Source organism: Pantoea brenneri (assembly GCF_038594305.1).
Classification (GTDB): Bacteria; Pseudomonadota; Gammaproteobacteria; order Enterobacterales; family Enterobacteriaceae; genus Pantoea; species Pantoea brenneri.
Genome location: NZ_JBCGBG010000003.1, coordinates 532451 through 553026, shown reverse-complemented (window position 1 = coordinate 553026; position 20576 = coordinate 532451). Strand labels below are relative to the sequence as shown.

At 54.9% G+C, this 20576-nt stretch carries 17 protein-coding genes; all 17 read right to left on the bottom strand.

Features of this window, described 5'->3' with window-relative positions:
• Window positions 1–24: 24 nt before the first annotated feature.
• A complete protein-coding gene (locus tag AABB92_RS16025) occupies window positions 25–414 on the bottom strand; it encodes a VOC family protein (RefSeq protein ID WP_031375291.1) in 390 nt (129 codons plus the stop codon).
• Window positions 415–484: 70 nt separating this feature from the next.
• On the bottom strand, window positions 485–2635 hold the full coding sequence (locus AABB92_RS16020; RefSeq protein ID WP_031375290.1) for a lysine decarboxylase LdcC: 2151 nt from the start codon (window positions 2633–2635) through the stop codon (window positions 485–487).
• Between the two features lie 167 nt (window positions 2636–2802).
• On the bottom strand, window positions 2803–3759 hold the full coding sequence (gene accA, locus AABB92_RS16015; RefSeq protein ID WP_031375289.1) for an acetyl-CoA carboxylase carboxyl transferase subunit alpha: 957 nt from the start codon (window positions 3757–3759) through the stop codon (window positions 2803–2805).
• Between the two features lie 12 nt (window positions 3760–3771).
• A complete protein-coding gene (dnaE, locus tag AABB92_RS16010; RefSeq protein ID WP_046289208.1) occupies window positions 3772–7254 on the bottom strand; it encodes a DNA polymerase III subunit alpha in 3483 nt (1160 codons plus the stop codon).
• 31 nt (window positions 7255–7285) lie between these two features.
• Window positions 7286–7912, bottom strand: coding sequence for a ribonuclease HII (rnhB, locus tag AABB92_RS16005; RefSeq protein ID WP_031375288.1), 627 nt, complete (start codon window positions 7910–7912; stop codon window positions 7286–7288).
• Complete coding sequence (lpxB, locus tag AABB92_RS16000; RefSeq protein ID WP_046289207.1) at window positions 7905–9053, bottom strand: lipid-A-disaccharide synthase; 1149 nt, start codon at window positions 9051–9053, stop codon at window positions 7905–7907. The genes rnhB and lpxB overlap by 8 nt, the downstream gene beginning before the upstream one ends.
• Window positions 9054–9056: 3 nt before the next feature.
• Window positions 9057–9845: an acyl-ACP--UDP-N-acetylglucosamine O-acyltransferase gene (lpxA, locus tag AABB92_RS15995; protein ID WP_031375287.1), complete on the bottom strand. Its 789-nt coding sequence runs from the start codon at window positions 9843–9845 to the stop codon at window positions 9057–9059.
• A 3-nt stretch (window positions 9846–9848) separates the two neighbouring features.
• Window positions 9849–10304 carry a 3-hydroxyacyl-ACP dehydratase FabZ gene (gene fabZ / locus AABB92_RS15990; protein ID WP_031375286.1) on the bottom strand — a complete coding sequence of 152 codons (456 nt, stop codon included), beginning with the start codon at window positions 10302–10304 and terminating at the stop codon, window positions 9849–9851.
• 152 nt (window positions 10305–10456) lie between these two features.
• Window positions 10457–11482 carry a UDP-3-O-(3-hydroxymyristoyl)glucosamine N-acyltransferase gene (gene lpxD, locus AABB92_RS15985; RefSeq protein WP_031375285.1) on the bottom strand — a complete coding sequence of 342 codons (1026 nt, stop codon included), beginning with the start codon at window positions 11480–11482 and terminating at the stop codon, window positions 10457–10459.
• A 3-nt stretch (window positions 11483–11485) separates the two neighbouring features.
• Window positions 11486–11983, bottom strand: coding sequence for a molecular chaperone Skp (skp, locus tag AABB92_RS15980; protein ID WP_003852644.1), 498 nt, complete (start codon window positions 11981–11983; stop codon window positions 11486–11488).
• 110 nt (window positions 11984–12093) lie between these two features.
• Window positions 12094–14505, bottom strand: a complete 2412-nt coding sequence (gene bamA, locus AABB92_RS15975; RefSeq protein ID WP_031375284.1) for an outer membrane protein assembly factor BamA — start codon at window positions 14503–14505, stop codon at window positions 12094–12096.
• 51 nt (window positions 14506–14556) lie between these two features.
• Entirely contained in the window at window positions 14557–15906 is a 1350-nt protein-coding gene (gene rseP / locus AABB92_RS15970; RefSeq protein WP_031375283.1) for a sigma E protease regulator RseP, read from the bottom strand.
• Window positions 15907–15918: 12 nt separating this feature from the next.
• Complete coding sequence (cdsA, locus tag AABB92_RS15965; RefSeq protein ID WP_031375282.1) at window positions 15919–16776, bottom strand: phosphatidate cytidylyltransferase; 858 nt, start codon at window positions 16774–16776, stop codon at window positions 15919–15921.
• 18 nt (window positions 16777–16794) lie between these two features.
• The gene (ispU, locus tag AABB92_RS15960; protein ID WP_031375281.1) at window positions 16795–17547 is read right to left on the bottom strand and encodes a (2E,6E)-farnesyl-diphosphate-specific ditrans,polycis-undecaprenyl-diphosphate synthase; all 753 of its coding nucleotides are present in this window, start codon (window positions 17545–17547) and stop codon (window positions 16795–16797) included.
• Window positions 17548–17724: 177 nt separating this feature from the next.
• Window positions 17725–18921: a 1-deoxy-D-xylulose-5-phosphate reductoisomerase gene (ispC, locus tag AABB92_RS15955; RefSeq protein WP_031375280.1), complete on the bottom strand. Its 1197-nt coding sequence runs from the start codon at window positions 18919–18921 to the stop codon at window positions 17725–17727.
• Window positions 18922–19036: 115 nt separating this feature from the next.
• Complete coding sequence (gene frr, locus AABB92_RS15950; protein ID WP_031375279.1) at window positions 19037–19594, bottom strand: ribosome recycling factor; 558 nt, start codon at window positions 19592–19594, stop codon at window positions 19037–19039.
• A gap of 143 nt (window positions 19595–19737) precedes the next feature.
• Window positions 19738–20463: a UMP kinase gene (gene pyrH / locus AABB92_RS15945; protein ID WP_031375278.1), complete on the bottom strand. Its 726-nt coding sequence runs from the start codon at window positions 20461–20463 to the stop codon at window positions 19738–19740.
• Between the last annotated feature and the right edge of the window lie 113 nt (window positions 20464–20576).

Below are 20576 nucleotides of genomic sequence, written 5' to 3'. Positions count from 1 at the left end.
ATGTGGCCCACTGAGCGCGCTATTTTACGCCTGATAAAGCTCCAGCGGCAAACCATCTGGATCGGCAAAGAAAGTACACTGTTTGCCGGTCAGTTCATCAATGCGGATTGGCTCGCACACGACGCCTTTCTGCGCCAGCGTTGCGACCGCTGCCTCAACATCCGGCACGGTGAACGCCAGATGACGCAGGCCGCAGGCTTCAGGATGGCTGACCCGTGCCGGTGGCTGAGGAAAAGAGAACAGTTCAATCGTGTACTGACCCTGAAGCGCCAGGTCCCCTTTCCATGAGTCGCGAGCTTCGCGGTAATATTCGCCCAGCAGGCTGAAGCCGAGCACGTCACAGTAGAACGCTTTGCTGCGCTGATAATCTGACGCGATGATCGCAATGTGGTGGATAGCCGTTAACTGCAGCATTTCAATTCCTTAAGTTCAGACGAGTGCCTACCTTACGCAGGCACCCGGTAGCTGACAATCTACAAAGTTCTTAACCAGCGTCGTTTTTCAACACCCGAACGCGATATTCCCCTTCTTCGGTCAGCGTGGCGCCATGAATATCGGTTTCAAAGCCCGGATAGTTACGACCAATGCTGCACAGCATCAGCAGGAAATCGAGTACCGCACGGCTCTCTTCGGTAATCATCTCTCCCGGCATCACCAGTGGCACGCCCGGCGGATAGGGTAAAATCATGTTGGCTGAGATCCGTCCGACCAGCTGACTGATATCGACAGTTTCAATATTGCCTTTCACCTGCTGCTGGAACGCCTGATGTGGCGTCATCTTCATCTCCGGCAGCACATCAAACGCCTGCAGCATCAGCCGCGGCAGATCGTGATGGCGGATCAACTGATGAATGCCCTGCGCCAGCGTCTGGATCCGCATGTTGCGGTAGAAGTCGGGATCTTCAGCATAGAGATCCGGCAACATGTTTTTCACCCGCAGATTAAGATCGTAGGCGCGTTTGAACTCGGTCAGCCCGCGCAGCACGCTCATCGCTTTGGTTTTGTCGATGCCAATACTGAACAGGAACAGCAGGTTATAGGGACCGGTTTTCTCTACCACGATGCCACGCTCATCCAAGAATCTGGCCACCAGCGCGGCCGGGATCCCCTCGTCAGCCATCTCACCCAGTTCGCTCATGCCCGGCGTCAGAATGGTGACTTTGATCGGATCGAGATACATATGATCGCGATCGGCCTGGGTAAAGCCGTGCCACGCCTCGTCGCCTGGCTGGATCGGCCAGCATTGCGCCTCATCGATCTGTTCCGGCTGCCAGATATCAAAGAACCAGCTATCAGACTCTTCGCGCAGGCGCTGGATCTCGCGACGGAAATGCAGGGCGCGTTCCACCGAACGATTGATCAGTCGCTTGCCCGGGTTACCGCGCAGCATCGCCGCCGCGGTTTCAATCGACGAGACAATGGCGTAATTCGGTGAGGTGGTGGTATGCATCATGTAGGCTTCGTTAAAGGTCTGCTCGTCATAGTCGCCTTTAATGTGAATCATCGATGCCTGTGAAAAGGCCGCCAGCAGCTTGTGGGTTGACTGGGTTTCATACACCACTTTGCCCGGAATACGTTCACCACTCATGCCGCTTTTACCGGCGTAAATCGGGTGGAAGTTGGTATAGGGCACCCAGGCGGAATCAAAGTGAATCGACGGCACATCCAGCGTCTCTTTGATGTACTGGGTGTTATACAGCAGGCCGTCATAGGTCGAGTTGGTGATCACCGCGTGGACCGGCCAGCTGGCACGTTCGGTCGCCGCCACTTTTTGCGTGATGCTGGCGCGAGTGAATTCCTGTTTTGGAATACCGCCCAGAATACCCAGCGCGTTGCGGGTTGGCTTCAGCCAGATTGGGACCAGATCGCTCATCATCAACAGATGAGTCAGCGACTTGTGGCAGTTACGGTCTATAAGCACCGTGCTGCCGGCGGGTGCCGCGTACATCCCGACAATTTTATTGGAGGTCGAGGTGCCGTTGGTCACCATGTAACTCTGCTCAGCGCCAAAGGTGCGCGCTACATACTCTTCCGCCTCAAGATGCGGGCCGGTATGATCGAGCAGCGAGCCGAGTTCCGTCACCGAAATTGAGATATCGGACTTCAGGGTGTTGGCGCCGAAGAAATCATAGAACAGGCAGCCGACCGGGCTTTTCTGAAAGGCGGTGCCCGCCATGTGACCGGGCGTGCAGAAGGTGTACTTACCCTCTTTGACGTAGGTGAACAACGCTTTAGTCAGCGGTGGCGTGATGTGGTCAATATAGTCATCGGTGTACTGACGGATATGCAGCGCGATATCGTCGGCTGCGTTGAGCGCGTATTCAAAGAAGTGCAGCGGCATCCGCATCTCATTGACGCTGATATCCATCTGCGAATGGGTATTGATGAAAGCATAGAGCGGCAGGTATTCATTGAGCTGATTGATCTCGCCGCACAGTTCCGGGCTGTTGTGCGCATCCCAGTCAAAGATCACCCCGCTGATACGCGGATTGTGTTCAATCAGCTTGAGCAGATCGTCGCTGTTTCTCGGATAAAGTAGCTGAAAACCTTGCAGATTTAATGCCGCGTCGAGTTCACGCAACGGCTCATCTTTATAAAACACGCCGTGCGCGCCCATGATCGCCAGAATATTCAATGCTCACCTCCCTTTGTCGTGGCATCGGGTAAGCATATACGCTAACCGATTGAAGGTGTAGGCGGAGAGCCGTGCAGGCGGCGGAGCATGCGGAATATCGGGCAGAGTGAGGCTGGCGGCATAAAAAAAGCGGACCGGAGTCCGCTTTGTTTTGACCATCAGCCTAATCAGGCGTAGCCGTAGCTCATCAGACGCTGATAACGACGATCCAGCAGCTCTTCAGTGCTCAGACCGTCGAGATCGGCCAGGTCGGCCAGCAGTTGCTGTTTCAGTGACTGCGCCATATCGACCGGATGACGATGCGCACCGCCTAACGGCTCAGGAATAACCGAGTCGATCAGCTTCAGCTCTTTCAGACGGTGAGCGGTAATGCCCATCGCTTCCGCAGCCAGAGGCGCTTTGTCAGCGCTCTTCCACAGAATCGAAGCACAGCCTTCCGGAGAGATCACCGAATAGGTGCTGTACTGCAGCATGTTAACTTTATCGCCCACGCCAATCGCCAGCGCACCACCGGAACCGCCTTCGCCAATCACCGTACAGATGACCGGCACTTTCAGACCCGACATCTCACGCAGGTTGCGTGCAATGGCTTCTGACTGACCACGCTCTTCGGCGCCCACGCCCGGATAGGCGCCAGGGGTGTCGATGAAGGTGATGATAGGCATTTTAAACCGCTCAGCCATTTCCATCAGGCGCAGCGCTTTACGATATCCTTCCGGCGCTGGCATACCAAAGTTACGACGAATTTTCTCTTTGGTTTCACGGCCTTTCTGGTGGCCGATGATCATCACCGGACGGCCGTCAAGACGCGCAATACCGCCGACAATGGCTTTGTCATCCGCATAAGCACGGTCACCCGCCAGCTCATCGAAATCGTCGAATGCGTTACGGACGTAATCAAAGGTATAAGGACGCAAAGGATGGCGCGCCAGTTGGGCGATTTGCCATGCGCCTAAATCGGCAAAGATTTTACGGGTCAGCTCAACGCTTTTTTCGCGCAGACGCTGAACTTCTTCATCCAGATTAACGTGTTTATCATCCTGACGACCAATCGACGTCAGCGAATCAATCTTCGCTTCCAGTTCTGCGATCGGCTGTTCAAAATCCAGGTAATTAAGACTCATAATGTTCCTGTTTTAGTCAAACTCCAGTTCCACCTGCTCCGATCCAATCAACGAGCGCAGATCGTTAAGTAAACGATCGCTGGGCGAAATTCGCCACGCTGCACCAAAGCGCAGCTTCGCTCGCGCGTCGGCTCTCTGATAGTAGAGATGCACCGGAATAGTCCCTGAGCGATGGGGTTCCAGGGACTGACGGAGTCGGTTTAATAGCTGGTCATCAATTTGCCTGTCCGTCAGCGATATAGCAAGTCCGCGCGCGTATTTTTCGCGCGCTTCGTCGATGTCCATGACTTCCCGGGCGGTCATTTTAAGGCCGCCGCTGAAGTCATCAAAGCTGACCTGTCCGCTGACGATCAGGATACGGTCTTTCTCCAGCAACTGCTGGTATTTGTCTAACGCATCGGTAAATAACATCACCTCAAGACGGCCGGAACGGTCGTCCAGAGTACAGATACCAATTCGGTTGCCGCGTTTGGTCACCATTACGCGCGCAGCGATCACCAGACCAGCCGCGACGGTAATTTTACCGCGATCGGTAGGATGCATATCTTTCAGTCGCACCCCGCCGACGTAACGCTCAATTTCTTTCAGATACTGATTAATCGGGTGGCCGGTAAGATATAACCCCAGCGTTTCCCGCTCGCCATCCAGCTGAACCTGCTCTGGCCACGGCGTAACGCTGGCGTAGGATTTCTCTACCTGCTCCGGCTCATCGGCCAGCACGCCAAACATATCTGCCTGTCCAATCGCTTCCGCTTTGGCATGCTGATCGGCTGCTTTCAGCGCATCGCTGAGGGAACTCATCAGCGCGGCGCGGTGCGGTCCAAGGCGATCGAAGGCACCGGACATGATCAATTTTTCCATCACCCGGCGGTTAATCTTTTTGGTATCGGTGCGGGCACAGAGATCAAACAGTTCGCGGAAGTAGCCGCCTTCGTTACGGGCGTCGATGATCGCTTCGATGGGCCCTTCACCGACGCCTTTGATCGCGCCGATACCGTAGACGATTTCACCTGCCTCATTGACGTGGAACTGATACAGACCGGAGTTGATGTCCGGCGGCAGGACCTTCAGCCCCATGCGCCAGCATTCATCGACCAGACCCACCACCTTCTCGGTGTTGTCCATATCAGCCGTCATGACCGCAGCCATAAACTCGGCCGGATAGTGGGCTTTCAGCCACAGCGTCTGATAAGAGACCAGCGCATACGCGGCGGAGTGTGACTTGTTAAAGCCGTAGCCAGCAAATTTTTCTACCAGATCGAAGATCTTCATCGACAGTTCGCCGTCGATGCCCATTCTTTCCGCACCGTCACGGAATACCGACCGCTGCTTGGCCATCTCTTCCGGTTTCTTTTTACCCATTGCACGGCGCAGCATGTCCGCTCCGCCAAGGGTATAACCGGAGAGGACCTGGGCGATCTGCATCACCTGTTCCTGATAGAGAATGATGCCGTAGGTCGGTTCAAGCACCGGCTTCAGGCTCTCATGCTGCCACTGAATATCAGGATAAGAGATCGCTTCACGGCCATGTTTACGGTCGATGAAGTTATCCACCATGCCGGATTGCAACGGACCCGGACGGAACAGCGCCACCAGCGCGATCATATCTTCAAAGCAGTCAGGCTTCAGACGCTTAATCAGATCTTTCATGCCGCGCGATTCAAGCTGGAACACCGCAGTGGTTTCCGAGCGCTGCAGCATGTCGAAGCTTTTTTTATCGTCCAGCGGGATGGCGGCGATATCGATCGGCTCCAGTCCCTGCTTTTCCCGGCGCGGGTTGATCATCTTCAGCGCCCAGTCGATGATGGTCAGAGTACGCAGGCCGAGGAAGTCAAACTTCACCAGCCCGGCATATTCCACATCATTCTTGTCGAACTGAGTCACCGGGAACTGGCCGTTTTCGTCGCAGTAAAGCGGGGCAAAATCGGTAATTTTGGTCGGCGCGATCACCACGCCACCAGCATGTTTACCGGCATTACGCGTGACGCCTTCCAGCTTACGCGCCATATCGATCAGCGCCTTAACCTCTTCGTCCGCGTCATACATGGCCGGCAGCTGCGGCTCAGCGATAAAGGCTTTTTCCAGCGTCATGCCGGGATCGGGCGGGATCAGTTTTGAAATACGGTCGACGAAACCGTAAGGGTGCCCCAGTACGCGGCCAACATCGCGGATTACCGCTTTCGCCGCCATGGTACCAAAGGTAATGATCTGCGAAACCGCCTCACGCCCGTACATATCCGCGACATGTTCAATCACCTGATCGCGCTTTTCCATACAGAAATCGACGTCGAAGTCGGGCATCGAAACACGTTCCGGGTTAAGGAAACGTTCGAACAGCAGGTCAAATTCCAGCGGGTCGATATCGGTAATTTTCAGCGCATAGGCCACCAGCGAGCCTGCACCGGAACCACGACCCGGTCCGACCGGCACGCCGTTATCCTTCGACCACTGGATAAACTCCATCACGATCAGGAAGTAGCCGGGGAAACCCATCTGGTTGATAACGTTGAGCTCAATCTCAAGACGTTCATCATATTCCGGGCGTTTCTCTGCACGTTCCGCTTCGTCAGGGAACAGGAACGCCAGACGCTCTTCCAGCCCTTCACGCGATTTCACCACCAGATAATCTTCGGTGGTCATGTCACCAGTCGGGAATTGCGGCAGGAAGTACTCACCCAGCCGGACCGTGACGTTACAACGCTTAGCAATCTCTACGCTGTTTTCCAGCGCTTCCGGGATGTCCGAAAACAGCTCACACATCTCCGCTTCGCTGCGCATATATTGCTGAGGACTGTAGTTGCGCGGACGTTTTGGATCGTCCAGCGTGTAGCCATCATGAATCGCAACGCGAATTTCGTGAGCGTCGAAATCCTCTTCATTGATGAAGCAGACTTCGTTGGTGGCGACGACCGGCACACCTTCAGCGATCGCCAGTTCAACCGCCGCGTGCAGATAGCTCTCTTCATCCTGACGACCGGTGCGCACCAGTTCCAGGTAATACCGATCGGCAAAATGCTGCTGATAAAACGCCAGACACTGCGAAACCAATGCCGTATTGCCACGCAGCAGGCTGCGACCGACATCGCCCCGACGTCCACCCGACAGCAGGATTAATCCCTCATTTAGCTCCAGCAGCCAGTCACGATCGATGATCGGTCCGGCCACACCGTAGCCTCGCTGATAGGCGCGTGAAATCAATAGCGTCAGGTTCTGATAACCGGTGTTGTTGGCGGCCAGCACTGTCAGCTGGGTCAACTCATCCCCCATCAGCTCACTGGCGACGTTGAAGTCGGCACCAATGATCGGCTTGATCCCTGCGCTGTGCGCACCACCGTAAAACTTCACTAAACCACACAGATTAGTGAAATCGGTAATCGCAATCGCGGGCATGCCAAGTGCAGCCGCCTTCTTGATCAGCGGCCCGGTTTTCGCCAGGCCATCAACCATCGAATAGTCGCTATGGACACGCAGATGTATAAAACGGGGTTCAGCCATATCAGTTTCCGGTTAAAACAGTGTCAGGCTATTAAAGCGTATGGGGCTGGCGGGCAGCCAGTACGTCAGCATCGATCAGCGCGTTGCGTACCGGAGCAAAACTGCGACGGTGGTGCGGCGTGGCACCATGCTGCGTCAATTTTTCCATGTGCAGCGCGGTAGGATAGCCTTTGTGTTGCGCAAAGCCATACTGCGGGAACAGCAGATCGAGTTCCGCCATTTCGCGATCACGCGTCACTTTGGCAATGATGGAGGCAGCGCTTATTTCCGCCACCAGACTATCCCCTTTGACCACCGCCTGCGACGGCATCGGCAGCGCCGGACAGCGGTTGCCATCAATCAGCACGTAGTCGGGCAGGATCGGCAAACCGGCGACCGCGCGCTGCATCGCCAGCATGGTGGCGCGCAGAATATTAAGCTGGTCAATCTCTTCCGGCTCTGCGCGGCCCAGGCTCCAGGCCAGCGCCTTCTCTTTGATTTCGTCATACAGCGCCAGACGGCGTTTTTCTGACAATTTTTTCGAATCCGCCAGGCCGATAATCGGTTTTGCCGGATCGAGGATCACCGCGGCAGTGACGACCGCGCCGACCAGTGGCCCGCGCCCTACTTCGTCTACGCCGGCAATCAGCCCGACGGCAGGATAGATAAAATCAGGCATTCACCAGCTCCAGTACCGCATCCGCCGCTTGTTCGTCGGCGTTCCAGCGGATCTGTTGATGTAATTCATGAAACGTCTGTAGCAGAGTGTCGCGCTCAGGTCCGGCGTGCAGCAGCGGATCTAACGCCGCCGCCAGCGCGTCCGGCTGGCATTCATCCTGCAGCAACTCGGTAACCAGTTCGCGCCCGGCCAGCAGGTTCGGCAGCGAAACGTACGGCGTTTTCACCAGCCGCTTCGCCAGCCAGAAGGTGGCGGGCTTCATCCGGTAACCCACTACCATTGGGCATTTTGCCAGCATGCATTCGAGTGCGGCAGTGCCTGACGCCAGTAATGCGGCGTCGCTCGCAATCATCGCCTCACGCCCATGCCCATCTAACAGATGCATCGGCAGTTCCGGCGCCACCTCGGCTTTGATTTTCTCAAACTGCTCGCGGCGACGGGCGTTAACCAGTGGCACCACGATCTCCAGCGCCGGATAGTGGCGGCGCAACAATTGAGCGGTTTTCAGGAAATCAGCGCTGAGCATTTCCACTTCCGCACCACGGCTGCCGGGCAACAGCGCCAGACAGAGCGCATCATCGGCAATCGCCAGGTGGCGGCGCGCAGCCAGCTTATCGGGATGCAGCGGCATCGCATCTGCCATGGTATGGCCGATAAAGCGACAGGGAACGTTATAACGATCGTAAAAGGCTTTTTCAAACGGCAGAAACGCCAGCACCAGATCGGTGTTGCGGCCAATCTTGAACACGCGTTTTTGTCGCCATGCCCAGACTGACGGGCTGACGTAATGAATAGTGCGAACCCCCGCACGCTTGAGGTTGCCTTCCAGCGTGATATTAAAATCGGGCGCATCGATGCCGACAAACACATCGGGGCGCAGTTCGCTGAAGCGCTGAGTGAGATCGCGGCGAATCGTCAGCAGACGTCGCAGTCGGCCGAGCACTTCGACGATGCCCATCACCGCCAGTTCTTCCATCTCGTACCAGGCTTCACACCCTTCCGCCTGCATCAGCGGACCGGCTACGCCAACAAAGCGTGCCTCAGGATGGCGCGCTTTTAACGCACGGATCAGGCCTGCACCAAGAATATCGCCGGAGGTTTCTCCGGCGACCAGGGCAATCGTTAAAGGACGCGCTGACATGGATTAACGAATTAATCCACGGGTTGAGCGGGCAAAGAAATCGTAGAAAGGCTGCACTTCGCTGTGCTGCTTCGCGATCGCTTCAATTTCAGGCTTCACTTCATCCAGCGTTCTGCCGCTGCGATAAAGCAATTTGTAGGCATTGCGGATCGCGTGCAGTGACTCTTTACTGAAGCCACGACGTTTCAGACCTTCAATATTGATCCCGAACGGCGTGGCGTGGTTGCCCTGGGCAATCACATAAGGTGGTACATCCTGCGCTACGCCAGAACAGCCGCCAACCATCACATGCGCGCCAATCGTGCACCATTGATGCACCGCCGTCATGCCGCCAATAATGGCGAAATCATCGACCGTGACGTGACCACCGAGGGTGGCGTTGTTGGCGAAGATACAGCGGTTGCCGATCACGCAGTCATGCGCAATGTGCGCATTCACCATCAGCAGATTATCGCTGCCAACCTGGGTGACATGGCCGCCCTGGATGGTGCCGCGATGAATCGTCACGCTTTCACGAATGCGGTTACGATCGCCGATTTCAACACGCGTCGGTTCACCGGCATATTTCAAATCCTGATTCACTTCACCAATTGAGGCGAACTGATAGATCTGGTTATCTTTGCCGATACGCGTATGGCCATTAATCACGACGTGTGATTTCAGGACCGTTCCTTCACCGATTTCAACGTTGGCACCAACAAAGCAAAACGGACCAATGTGAACATTAGCGCCAATGATGGCACCTTCTTCGATGACAGAACTGGCATGGATAGTGGCGGTTGGATCAATCACGAATTATGCCTCCCGGCTACGGGCACACATCATGGTCGCTTCACAAACGATTTTGCCATCGACGGTCGCCACGCCTTTAAAGCGGGTCAGACCACGGCGGGTTTTCTCGAAAGTGACTTCCATGATCATTTGATCGCCCGGCACAACCGGACGCTTGAAGCGAGCATCGTCGATGCCGGCAAAGTAGTAGAGTTCGCCCGGCTCCAGTTTACCCACGCTTTTAAACGCCAGAATACCGGTGGCCTGCGCCATCGCTTCCAGGATCAGAACGCCAGGAAAAATCGGTTTACCAGGGAAGTGCCCCTGGAAAAACGGTTCATTAACAGAAACGTTCTTCACTGCGCGCAGGTATTTGTGCTCTTCAAATTCCAGCACGCGGTCTACCAGCAGAAACGGATAGCGGTGCGGCAGCAGCTCTAAAATCTCTTCAATTTTCAGAGTATGAGTTTCAGTAGTCAAAATACTCTTCCTGTCCTAAAAATCTGATGACATCAATAACACGGCCTGCACAGATCAACATGATCTTCCGCAGGCCGCAAATAGGTTCTGTGGCGCCTGGCTTCCCTGCTTAACACTTTTATTATGAAAGCCGGTCAGTTTTGGGATGGCGGTCAGTCGTCTTTACCGACCTTGCGCTCGATGGCTTTTAAGCGTTTGCTCATGTCATCGATGTTCATCACCAGCGCTGCAGTTTTGCGCCAGGTTTTGTTGGGTTGTAGCGGAATGCCTGACGAGTATACACCAGGCTCTGTGATCGGACGCATGACCATACCCATACCGGTCACGGTGACTTTGTCACAGATTTCCATATGTCCGTTAATGACGCTGGCACCGCCAATCATACAATAACGACCAATTTTTAAACTACCCGCCATGATCACACCGCCTGCAACCGCAGTATTGTCACCAATAACCACGTTGTGGGCAATCTGACACTGGTTGTCTATGATAACACCATTGCCGATCAGAGTGTTATCCAGCGCACCGCGATCAATGGTGGTACAGGCACCTATTTCCACGCGATCGCCGATAATCACTGCGCCTAACTGAGGGATTTTCACCCAGTTGCCGCGATCGTTGGCATAACCAAAGCCATCAGAACCAATAACGGTGCCGGACTGAATCAGACAATCCTGACCGATCTGAATCTCGTGATAAACAGAGACATTGGCCCACAGACGCGTGCCGCTGCCAATGCGGGTCTTTTTGCCGACAAAACATCCGGCACCAATTACCACGTTATCGCCCAGTTCAACCTCTGCCTCAATCACCGCATTCGCACCGATGGCGACGTTTGCACCAAGTCGGGCGCTGGGATCAATCACGGCGCTGGGCGCAATATTTTGTGCCGGTTGGGGGGTGGTATCGAGTATTTGCGCCATACGCGCATACGTCAGGTAAGGGTTTTTCACCACCAACGCTGCGGTGTGGCACCACTCCAGATCCGCTTCCGTCAGCACCACGGCTGAGGCCTTAATCAGGGCGAGTTGCTCGCGGTAACGGCTGTTTGCAAGAAAAGTGATTTGGCCAGTTGTGGCGGATTGCATAGAAGCAATGCCGGAGATGACGATATCGCCATCTCCGTGCAATTCTGCATCCAACTGCTGGGCTAAATCAGCCAGTCGAATAGATGACATCAATTATTTAACCTGTTTCAGCACGTCAGCAGTGATGTCTTTTGCGTTTGACGCATAAGCCACCGCGTTCGCGTCGATCACGACGTCGTAACCATCGCTGTCAGCGACTTTCTTGACGGCATCCTGAATACGGCTCAGCAGCTTGTTACGCTCTTCCATCTGACGACGACGGTTATCCTGCTCGAAAGCCTGCGCTTTAGAGGAGAAAGCTTCGCGCTGTGACATGACGTCTTTTTCCATGCGGCTGCGTTCGCTGGCCTTCATGGTTGAACCGTCACGCTGCAGACGCTGCATTTTGGTTTGCAGATCGCGTTCCTGGCTCTGCAGTTCAGTCGCACGGCCTTTGAACTCATTTTCCAGCTGTTTAGCAACAGTCGCACGTTGCGGTAACTGTTGGAAAATGCTGGACACGTTTACCACTGCAATTTTGTCAGCAGCCTGAACACCAGCGGAAACCGCTAAAGCAAGACCCAGACCTGCGGCACACAACAACTTTTTCACTATAAACTCCTTACCATCAACGTTTGTGTCAGCGACACAGTGTTTGCCCCGGAACAGCCACATGAGCTGCCCGGTGGCAATACTTCAGCTATGCATCCATGCGCAGAACATTACCAGGTTTTACCGATGTTAAACTGGAACTGCTCTGACTTGTCTCCCTCGATTTTCTTGATCGGCTGGGCGTAAGAGAACACCAGTGGGCCGAGCGGCGACATCCACTGCAGCGCAACACCGCTTGATACACGGATGTTGTTTGGATCGCTGTAGTCAGGAATGCCGGCAGCACGCGTCTCCGCGGTATTTTCCCACTTGGTATCCCACACTGTACCGGCATCGACAAACACCGAGGTACGGACCGAGTTAGCATACTTCTCGCTCAGGAACGGCGTTGGCGTGATCAGCTCCAGGCTGGCAATCGCCATGGCGTTACCGCCCACCGCATCATCCGACTTACAGACACCGTTTGGATCGGCGATCCGGCAGTTGGACGAGTTGTTATTGTAGTACGCAGCCTTCGGACCAATGGTATTGGACTGGAAGCCACGCACGGTGCTGGAACCACCGGCATAGAAGTTCTCATAGAACGGCATCTCTTTGCCGTCGAGACCATCGCCATAACCGACACGGCCACGGCCTAACAGCACCCAGGTACGATCCTGGTTAATCGGCACATATTGCTGTGTATCCAGCGTGGCCTTATAGAAGCTGTTATCCGAGCCCGGAATCGTCACCTTACCGTTCAGGTTGGTGCGGTTACCGGAGGTCGGGAAGAAGCCACGGTCGAGGGTGTTGTAAGTCCAGCCGTAGTTAAAGGTGAAGTCATCTGCTGAGAAATCGCCTTCGTCATTGAGCTGTTGCGGCTTGCCGACCGAATTAAGATAACGCCACATCGCAACCTGCGGCTGCATGTTTGACAGGTCATTGTGGACATAGCCCAGACCGACACGCAGGGTGTTGTTTTCGTTAATCGGGAAGCCAAGCGTACCGTCCAGACCATAACTTTTGTTGGTATAGTCAGAAAGGTCAGCGTTATCCGCTTTAAAGTCGTTATAGAACAGGCGGCCACCCAGACTCACACCGTCAACGGTGAAGTACGGGTCAGTCAGCGAGAACTCGGCATAGGTCTGGTAATCGTTTTTGGTACCGCTGATGCCAACGGTATTACCGGTGCCCAGCCAGTTATCCTGCGTGACGCCGACCTGGAAGCTGACGCCACTTTCGGTGCCGTAGCCGACGCCGAAGTTAAAGGTCCCGGTGTTACGCTCTTTAACTTTGTAGACCACGTCCACCTGGTCAGGTGAGCCTGGTACACGCTGCGTATCGACATCAACCGTTTCGAAGTAGCCGGTACGGTTCAGACGCTCTTTGCCCTGCTCAACCAGATCGCTGCCCAGCCATGCCCCTTCCATCTGGCGCATTTCGCGACGCAACACCGAATCTTTTGAGGTGTCGTTGCCTTCGAAACGGACATTACGGACGTAGTAGCGGTTGCCGGCATCGACGTTGATATGCAGTTTTACTGTCTTATCCGCATCGTTGATTTCCGGCTGGGTGACCACGCGCGGATAGGCGTAACCATAGCGCCCCAGCAGCTTCTTGATCTCATCTTCCATCTTCGTGACTTTCGCGCCGTTATACAGCTCGCCCGCCGGAATCTTGGTCAGATGTTCAATTTCTGCTGAATGGCCTGCCATGCTGCCGTTGACGATAACGCCAGCGATTTTGTACTGATCGCCTTCGGTGATGTTAACGGTGATGTAGATGCCCTTCTTATCCGGCGTCAGGCTGACCTGCGTGGAATCGATGTTGAAGCGGGCATAACCGCGATCGAGATAGAAGCTGCGCAGGGTTTCAAGGTCGCCCGCCAGTTTCTGTTTCTGGTATTTACGATCGCCAACCACGTTCCACCACGGCACTTCATCGCGCAGCTGGAAACGGGAAATCAGTTCATCAGAACTGAAGGCTTTGTTGCCGACGATATTGATCTGCTGAATTTTGGCAGAGACACCTTCGGTGAACACCAGCTTCAGATCGACACGGTTACGCGGCAGCGGCGTAACGACCGCTTTCACGCTGGCAGTATATTTACCGACGCTGTAGTAGAAGTCCTCCAGTCCCTTCTCGATCGAAGAGATCATGGTACGGTCCAGCGCTTCGCCGACCCGTACGCCTGAGGCTTCCAGATTTTGTTTGAGCTGATCCTCTTTCACCGCTTTGTTACCGGTGAAGGTAATGCTGGCAATGGTAGGACGTTCTTTGACCTGGACAATCAGCGTTGTACCGTCTCGCAGGACCTGAACATCCTCAAAGTTGCCAGTAGCGAACAGCGAGCGAATGGTATTTCTGACATCATCGTCATTCACCGTATCGCCAACCCGTACTGGCATGCTCAGCAGAGCCGCGCCGACGGCGACTCGCTGCAGCCCTTCGAAATGAATATCCTTCACCACGAAATCGTCTGCACCGTAAACGGTGGCGCTGCTAAACAGCAGCGACGCTATGAGCAACTTTTTCATCGCCATCGTTATTATGCGTTTTCCTAACACATCCCTCGAATGTTCGCGTTCCCGCGATTACAGACGTGAGAAATCATTGAAAAGTGCAAGCCCCATTAACAGCACCAGTAAAATCGAACCGATGCGATAACTAAAGTCCTGAACTCGCTCGGACACCGGTCCACCCTTGATCTTTTCGATCGCCAGGAAGAGCAAGTGCCCACCATCTAAAACCGGCAGAGGGAACAGATTGATGATGCCCAGGTTGACGCTAATCAACGCCAGAAACATCAGGTAGTAAATCAATCCATACTCTGCTGACAATCCTGCACCCTGCGCAATCGAAATTGGCCCGCTCAGGTTGTTCAGCTTTACGTCACCGGTTATTAACTTGCCCAGCATAGAGACGGTGAGCTTCATCAGTTGCCAGGTTTTTACACTGGCCTCGCCGATAGCCGCAAACGCGCCATACTGTCTTACCGTTTTATACTCTTCTGGCAGAGGAACAATTCGTGGGATAACCCCCGCAAATCCTTCCGCTTTATTGCCAGGTTTCGCTTCCGGCGTCATCGTCAGCGCGATTGAGTCACCGCCACGATCCACCTCAAGCGCCATGCTTTTGCCCGGGTTATCCCGGACCTGGGCGACAAAAGCCTGCCACTGCGATAATGGCTGACCATCGACTTTAACGATCCTGTCGCCTGCTTGCAAACCGGCTTCACTGGCTGGCGAGTTCGCCTGAACTTCGGCCAGCGTGGTTTCTATCTGCGGACCGCGCGGACGAATTCCCAATGCCACCACCGGATCCTGCTTATCAGGTTCAAACTGCCAGTGACGCAAATCCAGCTGTTTCTGTTGCGTGGCATCTTCGCCGAAACGCGCCACGGTTAAGGTGGCATTGCTGTCGCCGATTTTGCCGACCAGCGCCATACGCACAGCATCCCAGTCAGGCGTTTCGATACCATCGACAGCCTTAAGTTCCATGCCGGGTGTAATTTGCGCTTCCGCAGCCACCGAACCGTTTAAAATTTCGCCAATCACCGGACGTACGCCAGGTACGCCGTGAATAAACACAACCCAGTAAGCAAAGATGGCGAAGAGGAAGTTGGCGACAGGACCGGCCGCAATAATCGCGGCGCGCTGCCAGATAGCTTTGTTGTTGAACGCCTGATGACGCAACTCGGCTGGCACGCTCTCGACACGTTCGTCGAGCATTTTGACGTAGCCGCCGAGCGGGATCAGCGCGATAACAAATTCGGTACCGTGACGGTCGCGGCGTTGCCAGAGTGACTTACCGAAACCGATGGAGAAGCGCTCGACTTTGACGCCGCAGCGACGAGCGACCCAGAAGTGGCCGAACTCATGTACGGTAATCAACACGCCCAGCGCGACGATAAAGGCGACAAAACTCCAGAGAATACTCAACATCGTTGCCTGTCCTTAAAGGGTGCGGAACACCAGCAGCAATAAACAGGCAAACACCGGCACCGCCGCAGTCAGACTATCGATGCGATCCAGAATGCCGCCGTGACCGGGAATCAGATGACCGCTGTCTTTAATGCCCGCTTCACGTTTGAACATGCTCTCGGTCAGGTCGCCCAGCACCGAGGCCAGAGTGGCGATAATGGCGCAGATTACCAGCGTGCCTGCTGACACCGTCAGCGGGGCCAGCGAGGCGAACAGCAGCGCAATCAGCGCCGACGAGACCAGACCGCCGAGGAAACCTTCCCAGGTTTTGCCCGGTGAAACGCGCGGTGCCAGCTTGTGCTTGCCAAACATTTTGCCAAACATATACGCACCGGAATCCGCACCCCACACCAGCAACATCACGAACAGTAACCACCAGGCACCGGCGAAATGATCGGTGTCGTAATGATACTGACGCAGCGCCATCATGCCCCAGAAGAAGGGCACCAGCGTTAACACGCCAAACAGTAATCGTAGCGGACGCGAATGGCGCCAGAACGAGGCTGACGCCGGATAAGAGAGCACCAACAGCAGCGCAACGACCCACCACACCAGCGACGCCCAAAGCGATGTCGCGACCTGCGGCAGATGCACATCATGTTGATAGGGTGGCAGAGTGAACAACATCAGCGCCAGCAGCAGCCCACAGAGCACAGCCAGCCAGATGCGTTGTTGACGGGACGCCATGCCGGCCAGTTGCCCCCATTCCCAGGCAGCCAGCATGCAGATGACGATAGTTGTAATTGCAAAACCAACCGGCGGTAACCAGAACAGAGCAGCAATTACCAGCGGAATTAATATCAACGCGGTAATCAGACGAGACTTCAGCAAAGGTTACCCCCAGATTGCTCAGGCGCCGCCTGGTGCAGCGCCGCCAAAACGACGCTCCCGCAGAGAGAATGCATTCAGTGCACCTTCAAAAACGTGTTCATCGAAATCCGGCCAGAGCACATCGGTAAAATAGAATTCAGCATAGGCAATTTGCCACAGCAGGAAGTTGCTAATCCGATGCTCTCCCCCGGTCCTTATCACTAAATCCACTGGCGCCAGCTCCTGCATGCAGAGCTGCGACGTCAGGCTCTCTTCGGTAATCTGGTCAGGACGCAGTAAACCTTCCTGCACCTGTTCTGCCAGTTTTTTCACGCCTTCGATAATATCCCAACGGCCGCCATAATTAGCAGCGATGTTGAGCGTCAGGCCATCATTATTTTCAGTCAACGCCTCAGAACGGCGAATCCGCTCCTGAATACGCGGACTGAAGCGGCTGGTATCGCCAATGATGCGTAAACGGACATTGTGCTTGTGCAGGCTCTTCACTTCACTGTCGAGTGCCCAGACAAACAGCTCCATTAATGCGGTCACTTCCTGTGCCGGACGGCTCCAGTTTTCGCTACTGAAGGCGTACAGCGTCAGGGCCTCAAGTTTGTTACTGACGGCAAAGCTGACAGCGCGGCGTACCGATTTCACGCCCGCTTTATGGCCGGAAATACGCAGTTTTCCCTGATTTTTGGCCCAGCGACCATTGCCGTCCATGATGATAGCGACGTGGCGCGGACCGGTTCCCTGCTGGTCATCAGTGTTGTTGTGATTGTTAGACGACATAACGCGTACTCTATTCCTTTCATCAGAAATGCTGTGGTTTCTGAATACATTGCGCCCGATCTAAATCCCGACACGTTGTGCCAGGCTACACCGAATCCGGTGACAGACCGTGAAACGCGAGCCAGCGACTATACCATTTTCACCTGAAGCGAACAAATGGCCTCATAATGATCGGCTTCACGACGTGAAGCGCGACAACATTTCTGTCGCCAGCGTGCGTGCAGTGCGATCGATTTCGAGGACAGCGTCCACCGAATCCGGTTCCGGACACGCCTGCGCCGCCAGCACAGCGCTGTTCAGCGCGGCGATGTCGGTAAAGCGAATCTGGTGATTCAGGAAAGCCGCAACGGCAACCTCGTTGGCAGCATTGAGCGTGGTGGTCGCCGCCTGCCCTGCTTCGCAAGCATCAATCGCCAGCTTCAGACAGGGATAGCGACCAAAATCGGGTTCTGCAAACGTCAGCGCCGACATGCGGGTGAAATCCAGCGGCGTTACGCCAGCGTGAATACGCGCCGGCCAGGCCATGCTGTGGGCAATCGGCGTACGCATATCAGGAGAACCCAATTGAGCCAGCACGCTGCCATCGCAGTATCGCACCATGGAGTGAATCACCGATTGTGGGTGCAGTATCACTTCCATCTGCGCTGCGCTGGCATTAAACAGCCAACGGGCTTCAATGTACTCAAGACCTTTATTCATCATGGTGGCCGAATCAACGGAGATTTTTCGTCCCATTGACCAGTTCGGATGTGCACAGGCCTGATCCGGCGACATGGCGCTGAGATCCGCTAAATCTGTGTCACGAAAAGGACCACCTGATCCCGTAAGGATAATCGACTCGATGCCATTATCCCGCAGGTCAGCGTAACCTAACTGATGCTGGATGGTAGCCGGTAAACTCTGAAAAATGGCGTTATGCTCACTGTCGACCGGCAGTAAACGGGCATTATGATGACGCACCGCCTCCATAAACAAACGGCCGCAGGTGACAAGCGATTCTTTATTCGCCAGCAGCACGATTTTGCCAGCGCGGATCGCCGCCAGCGTCGGCAGCAAACCTGACGCGCCGACTATCGCCGCCATCACCTGATCAACCTCATCCAGCGCCGCCAGCTCGCAGGCTGCCTGAACGCCGGAGAGCACTTCAGTGTTTACCTTGAGTGCTCTCAGTCGCTCACGCAGGGCGGCGGCGGACGCATCATCGGCCATTGCGGCATAGCGCGGCTGGAAAGTGGCACACTGTTCGGCCATCAGCGCCACGTTGTGGCCGGCAACCAGCGCGGTGACCTGATAAAGCTCGGGGTTGGCGCGAACCACCGCCAGGGTACTGGTGCCGATTGACCCGGTTGAGCCCAGCAGAGTTAATCGCTTCATGATGCTATCCATGTGAAGTCAACAGACGTGCCCGCAGACACAATGTAAAACGCCGCCAGATGTCGCATTCATACGAATACCTCTCTGTACGGCGTTTTTTCCGGCAGTGATGGGATTAGAAATCCATCAGCTCCGTCTCTTTTTCTGACAGTGCAGCATCAACTTTCTTGATGTGTGCATCGGTCATTTTCTGAATTTCATCCTGCGCACGACGCTCGTCGTCTTCGCTGATCTCTTTATCTTTCAGCAGCGCTTTGATTTTATCGTTGGCATCGCGACGGACGTTACGTACCGACACGCGGCCCTGCTCGGCTTCGCCGCGCACGATTTTGATCAGATCTTTACGACGCTCTTCCGTCAGCGCAGGCAGCGGAACACGAATATCCGTACCGGCTGAACTTGGGTTCAGACCCAGATCGGACGTCATGATCGCCTTTTCGACTGCCGGACCGAGTGAGCGATCAAACACGTTGATTTTCAGCGTGCGTGAATCTTCCACGGTAACGGAAGCAAGCTGACGCAGTGGCGTTGGCGTGCCGTAATATTCGACGACGATGCCGTCGAGCAGCGAAGGTGAAGCACGACCGGTGCGCACTTTGCTGATGGTGGTTTTGAATGCTTCGACGCATTTATCCATGCGCGTATCAGCATCTTTTTTGATGTCGTTAATCACGTTGAAACCCTTGGATTCGGTTTGACCTGGCCAGTTCCGGCATAACCGGAAGCGGGATCGATAATCATCGATAATCCTGACTGGTGCGCGATGCGTTATCATCGCGCTGACAGAATATACCTTATTTTATCTCGCCTCGGGTATTAATGCGTAATCAGGGTGCCTTCTTTTTCACCCATGACTACACGACGCAGTGCGCCAGGCTTATTCATGTTGAACACGCGGATCGGCAGTTTGTGGTCACGCGCCAGGGTAAAGGCCGCGAGATCCATCACTTTCAGCTCCTGATCCAGCACTTCGGCGTAGGTCAGTTGTTCATACAGCGTCGCGTCCGGGGTTTTCACCGGATCGGCAGAATAGACGCCATCAACCTTGGTCGCTTTCAGTACCACGTCGGCTTCAATCTCAATGCCGCGCAGACAGGCAGCAGAGTCAGTGGTGAAGAACGGGTTACCGGTACCGGCGGAGAAAATCACCACGCGGTTATTGCGCAGCAGGCTAATCGCTTCCGCCCAGCTGTAGTTGTCACAGACGCCATTCAGTGGAATCGCCGACATCAGGCGCGCGTTCACATAGGCGCGGTGCAGTGCGTCACGCATTGCCAGACCGTTCATCACGGTTGCCAGCATCCCCATGTGGTCGCCCACTACGCGGTTCATTCCCGCCTGCGCCAGGCCTGCGCCACGGAACAGGTTCCCCCCGCCAATCACAACGCCAACCTGGATGCCCAATTCAACCAGTTCTTTTACCTCTTGTGCCATACGGTCAAGCACACTCGCGTCGATACCAAAACCTTCAGCGCCTTGCAGTGCTTCGCCGCTCAGTTTTAGCAGGATACGTTGATAAACAGGTTTTGCGTTGGTCGCCATGGTCAGTTCTTCCTGGAAGATAGGGTGATAAGGAGAAGTAAAATCTGATCGATCATCCGCTTACCGCAATGAAATTGCTATTGGGATGAAACTGAAAACGTGTCTGTTGCGGT

What these genes read in the sequence shown, in the direction of transcription:
- AABB92_RS16025 (WP_031375291.1), bottom strand. Translation starts at nt 414, where the DNA reads ATGCTGCAGTTAACGGCTATCCACCACATTGCGATCATCGCGTCAGAT.
- accA (WP_031375289.1), bottom strand. Translation starts at nt 3,759, where the DNA reads ATGAGTCTTAATTACCTGGATTTTGAACAGCCGATCGCAGAACTGGAA.
- dnaE (WP_046289208.1), bottom strand. Translation starts at nt 7,254, where the DNA reads ATGGCTGAACCCCGTTTTATACATCTGCGTGTCCATAGCGACTATTCG.
- rnhB (WP_031375288.1), bottom strand. Translation starts at nt 7,912, where the DNA reads ATGCCTGATTTTATCTATCCTGCCGTCGGGCTGATTGCCGGCGTAGAC.
- lpxB (WP_046289207.1), bottom strand. Translation starts at nt 9,053, where the DNA reads ATGTCAGCGCGTCCTTTAACGATTGCCCTGGTCGCCGGAGAAACCTCC.
- lpxD (WP_031375285.1), bottom strand. Translation starts at nt 11,482, where the DNA reads ATGTCATCTATTCGACTGGCTGATTTAGCCCAGCAGTTGGATGCAGAA.
- bamA (WP_031375284.1), bottom strand. Translation starts at nt 14,505, where the DNA reads ATGGCGATGAAAAAGTTGCTCATAGCGTCGCTGCTGTTTAGCAGCGCC.
- rseP (WP_031375283.1), bottom strand. Translation starts at nt 15,906, where the DNA reads ATGTTGAGTATTCTCTGGAGTTTTGTCGCCTTTATCGTCGCGCTGGGC.
- ispU (WP_031375281.1), bottom strand. Translation starts at nt 17,547, where the DNA reads ATGTCGTCTAACAATCACAACAACACTGATGACCAGCAGGGAACCGGT.
- ispC (WP_031375280.1), bottom strand. Translation starts at nt 18,921, where the DNA reads ATGAAGCGATTAACTCTGCTGGGCTCAACCGGGTCAATCGGCACCAGT.
- pyrH (WP_031375278.1), bottom strand. Translation starts at nt 20,463, where the DNA reads ATGGCGACCAACGCAAAACCTGTTTATCAACGTATCCTGCTAAAACTG.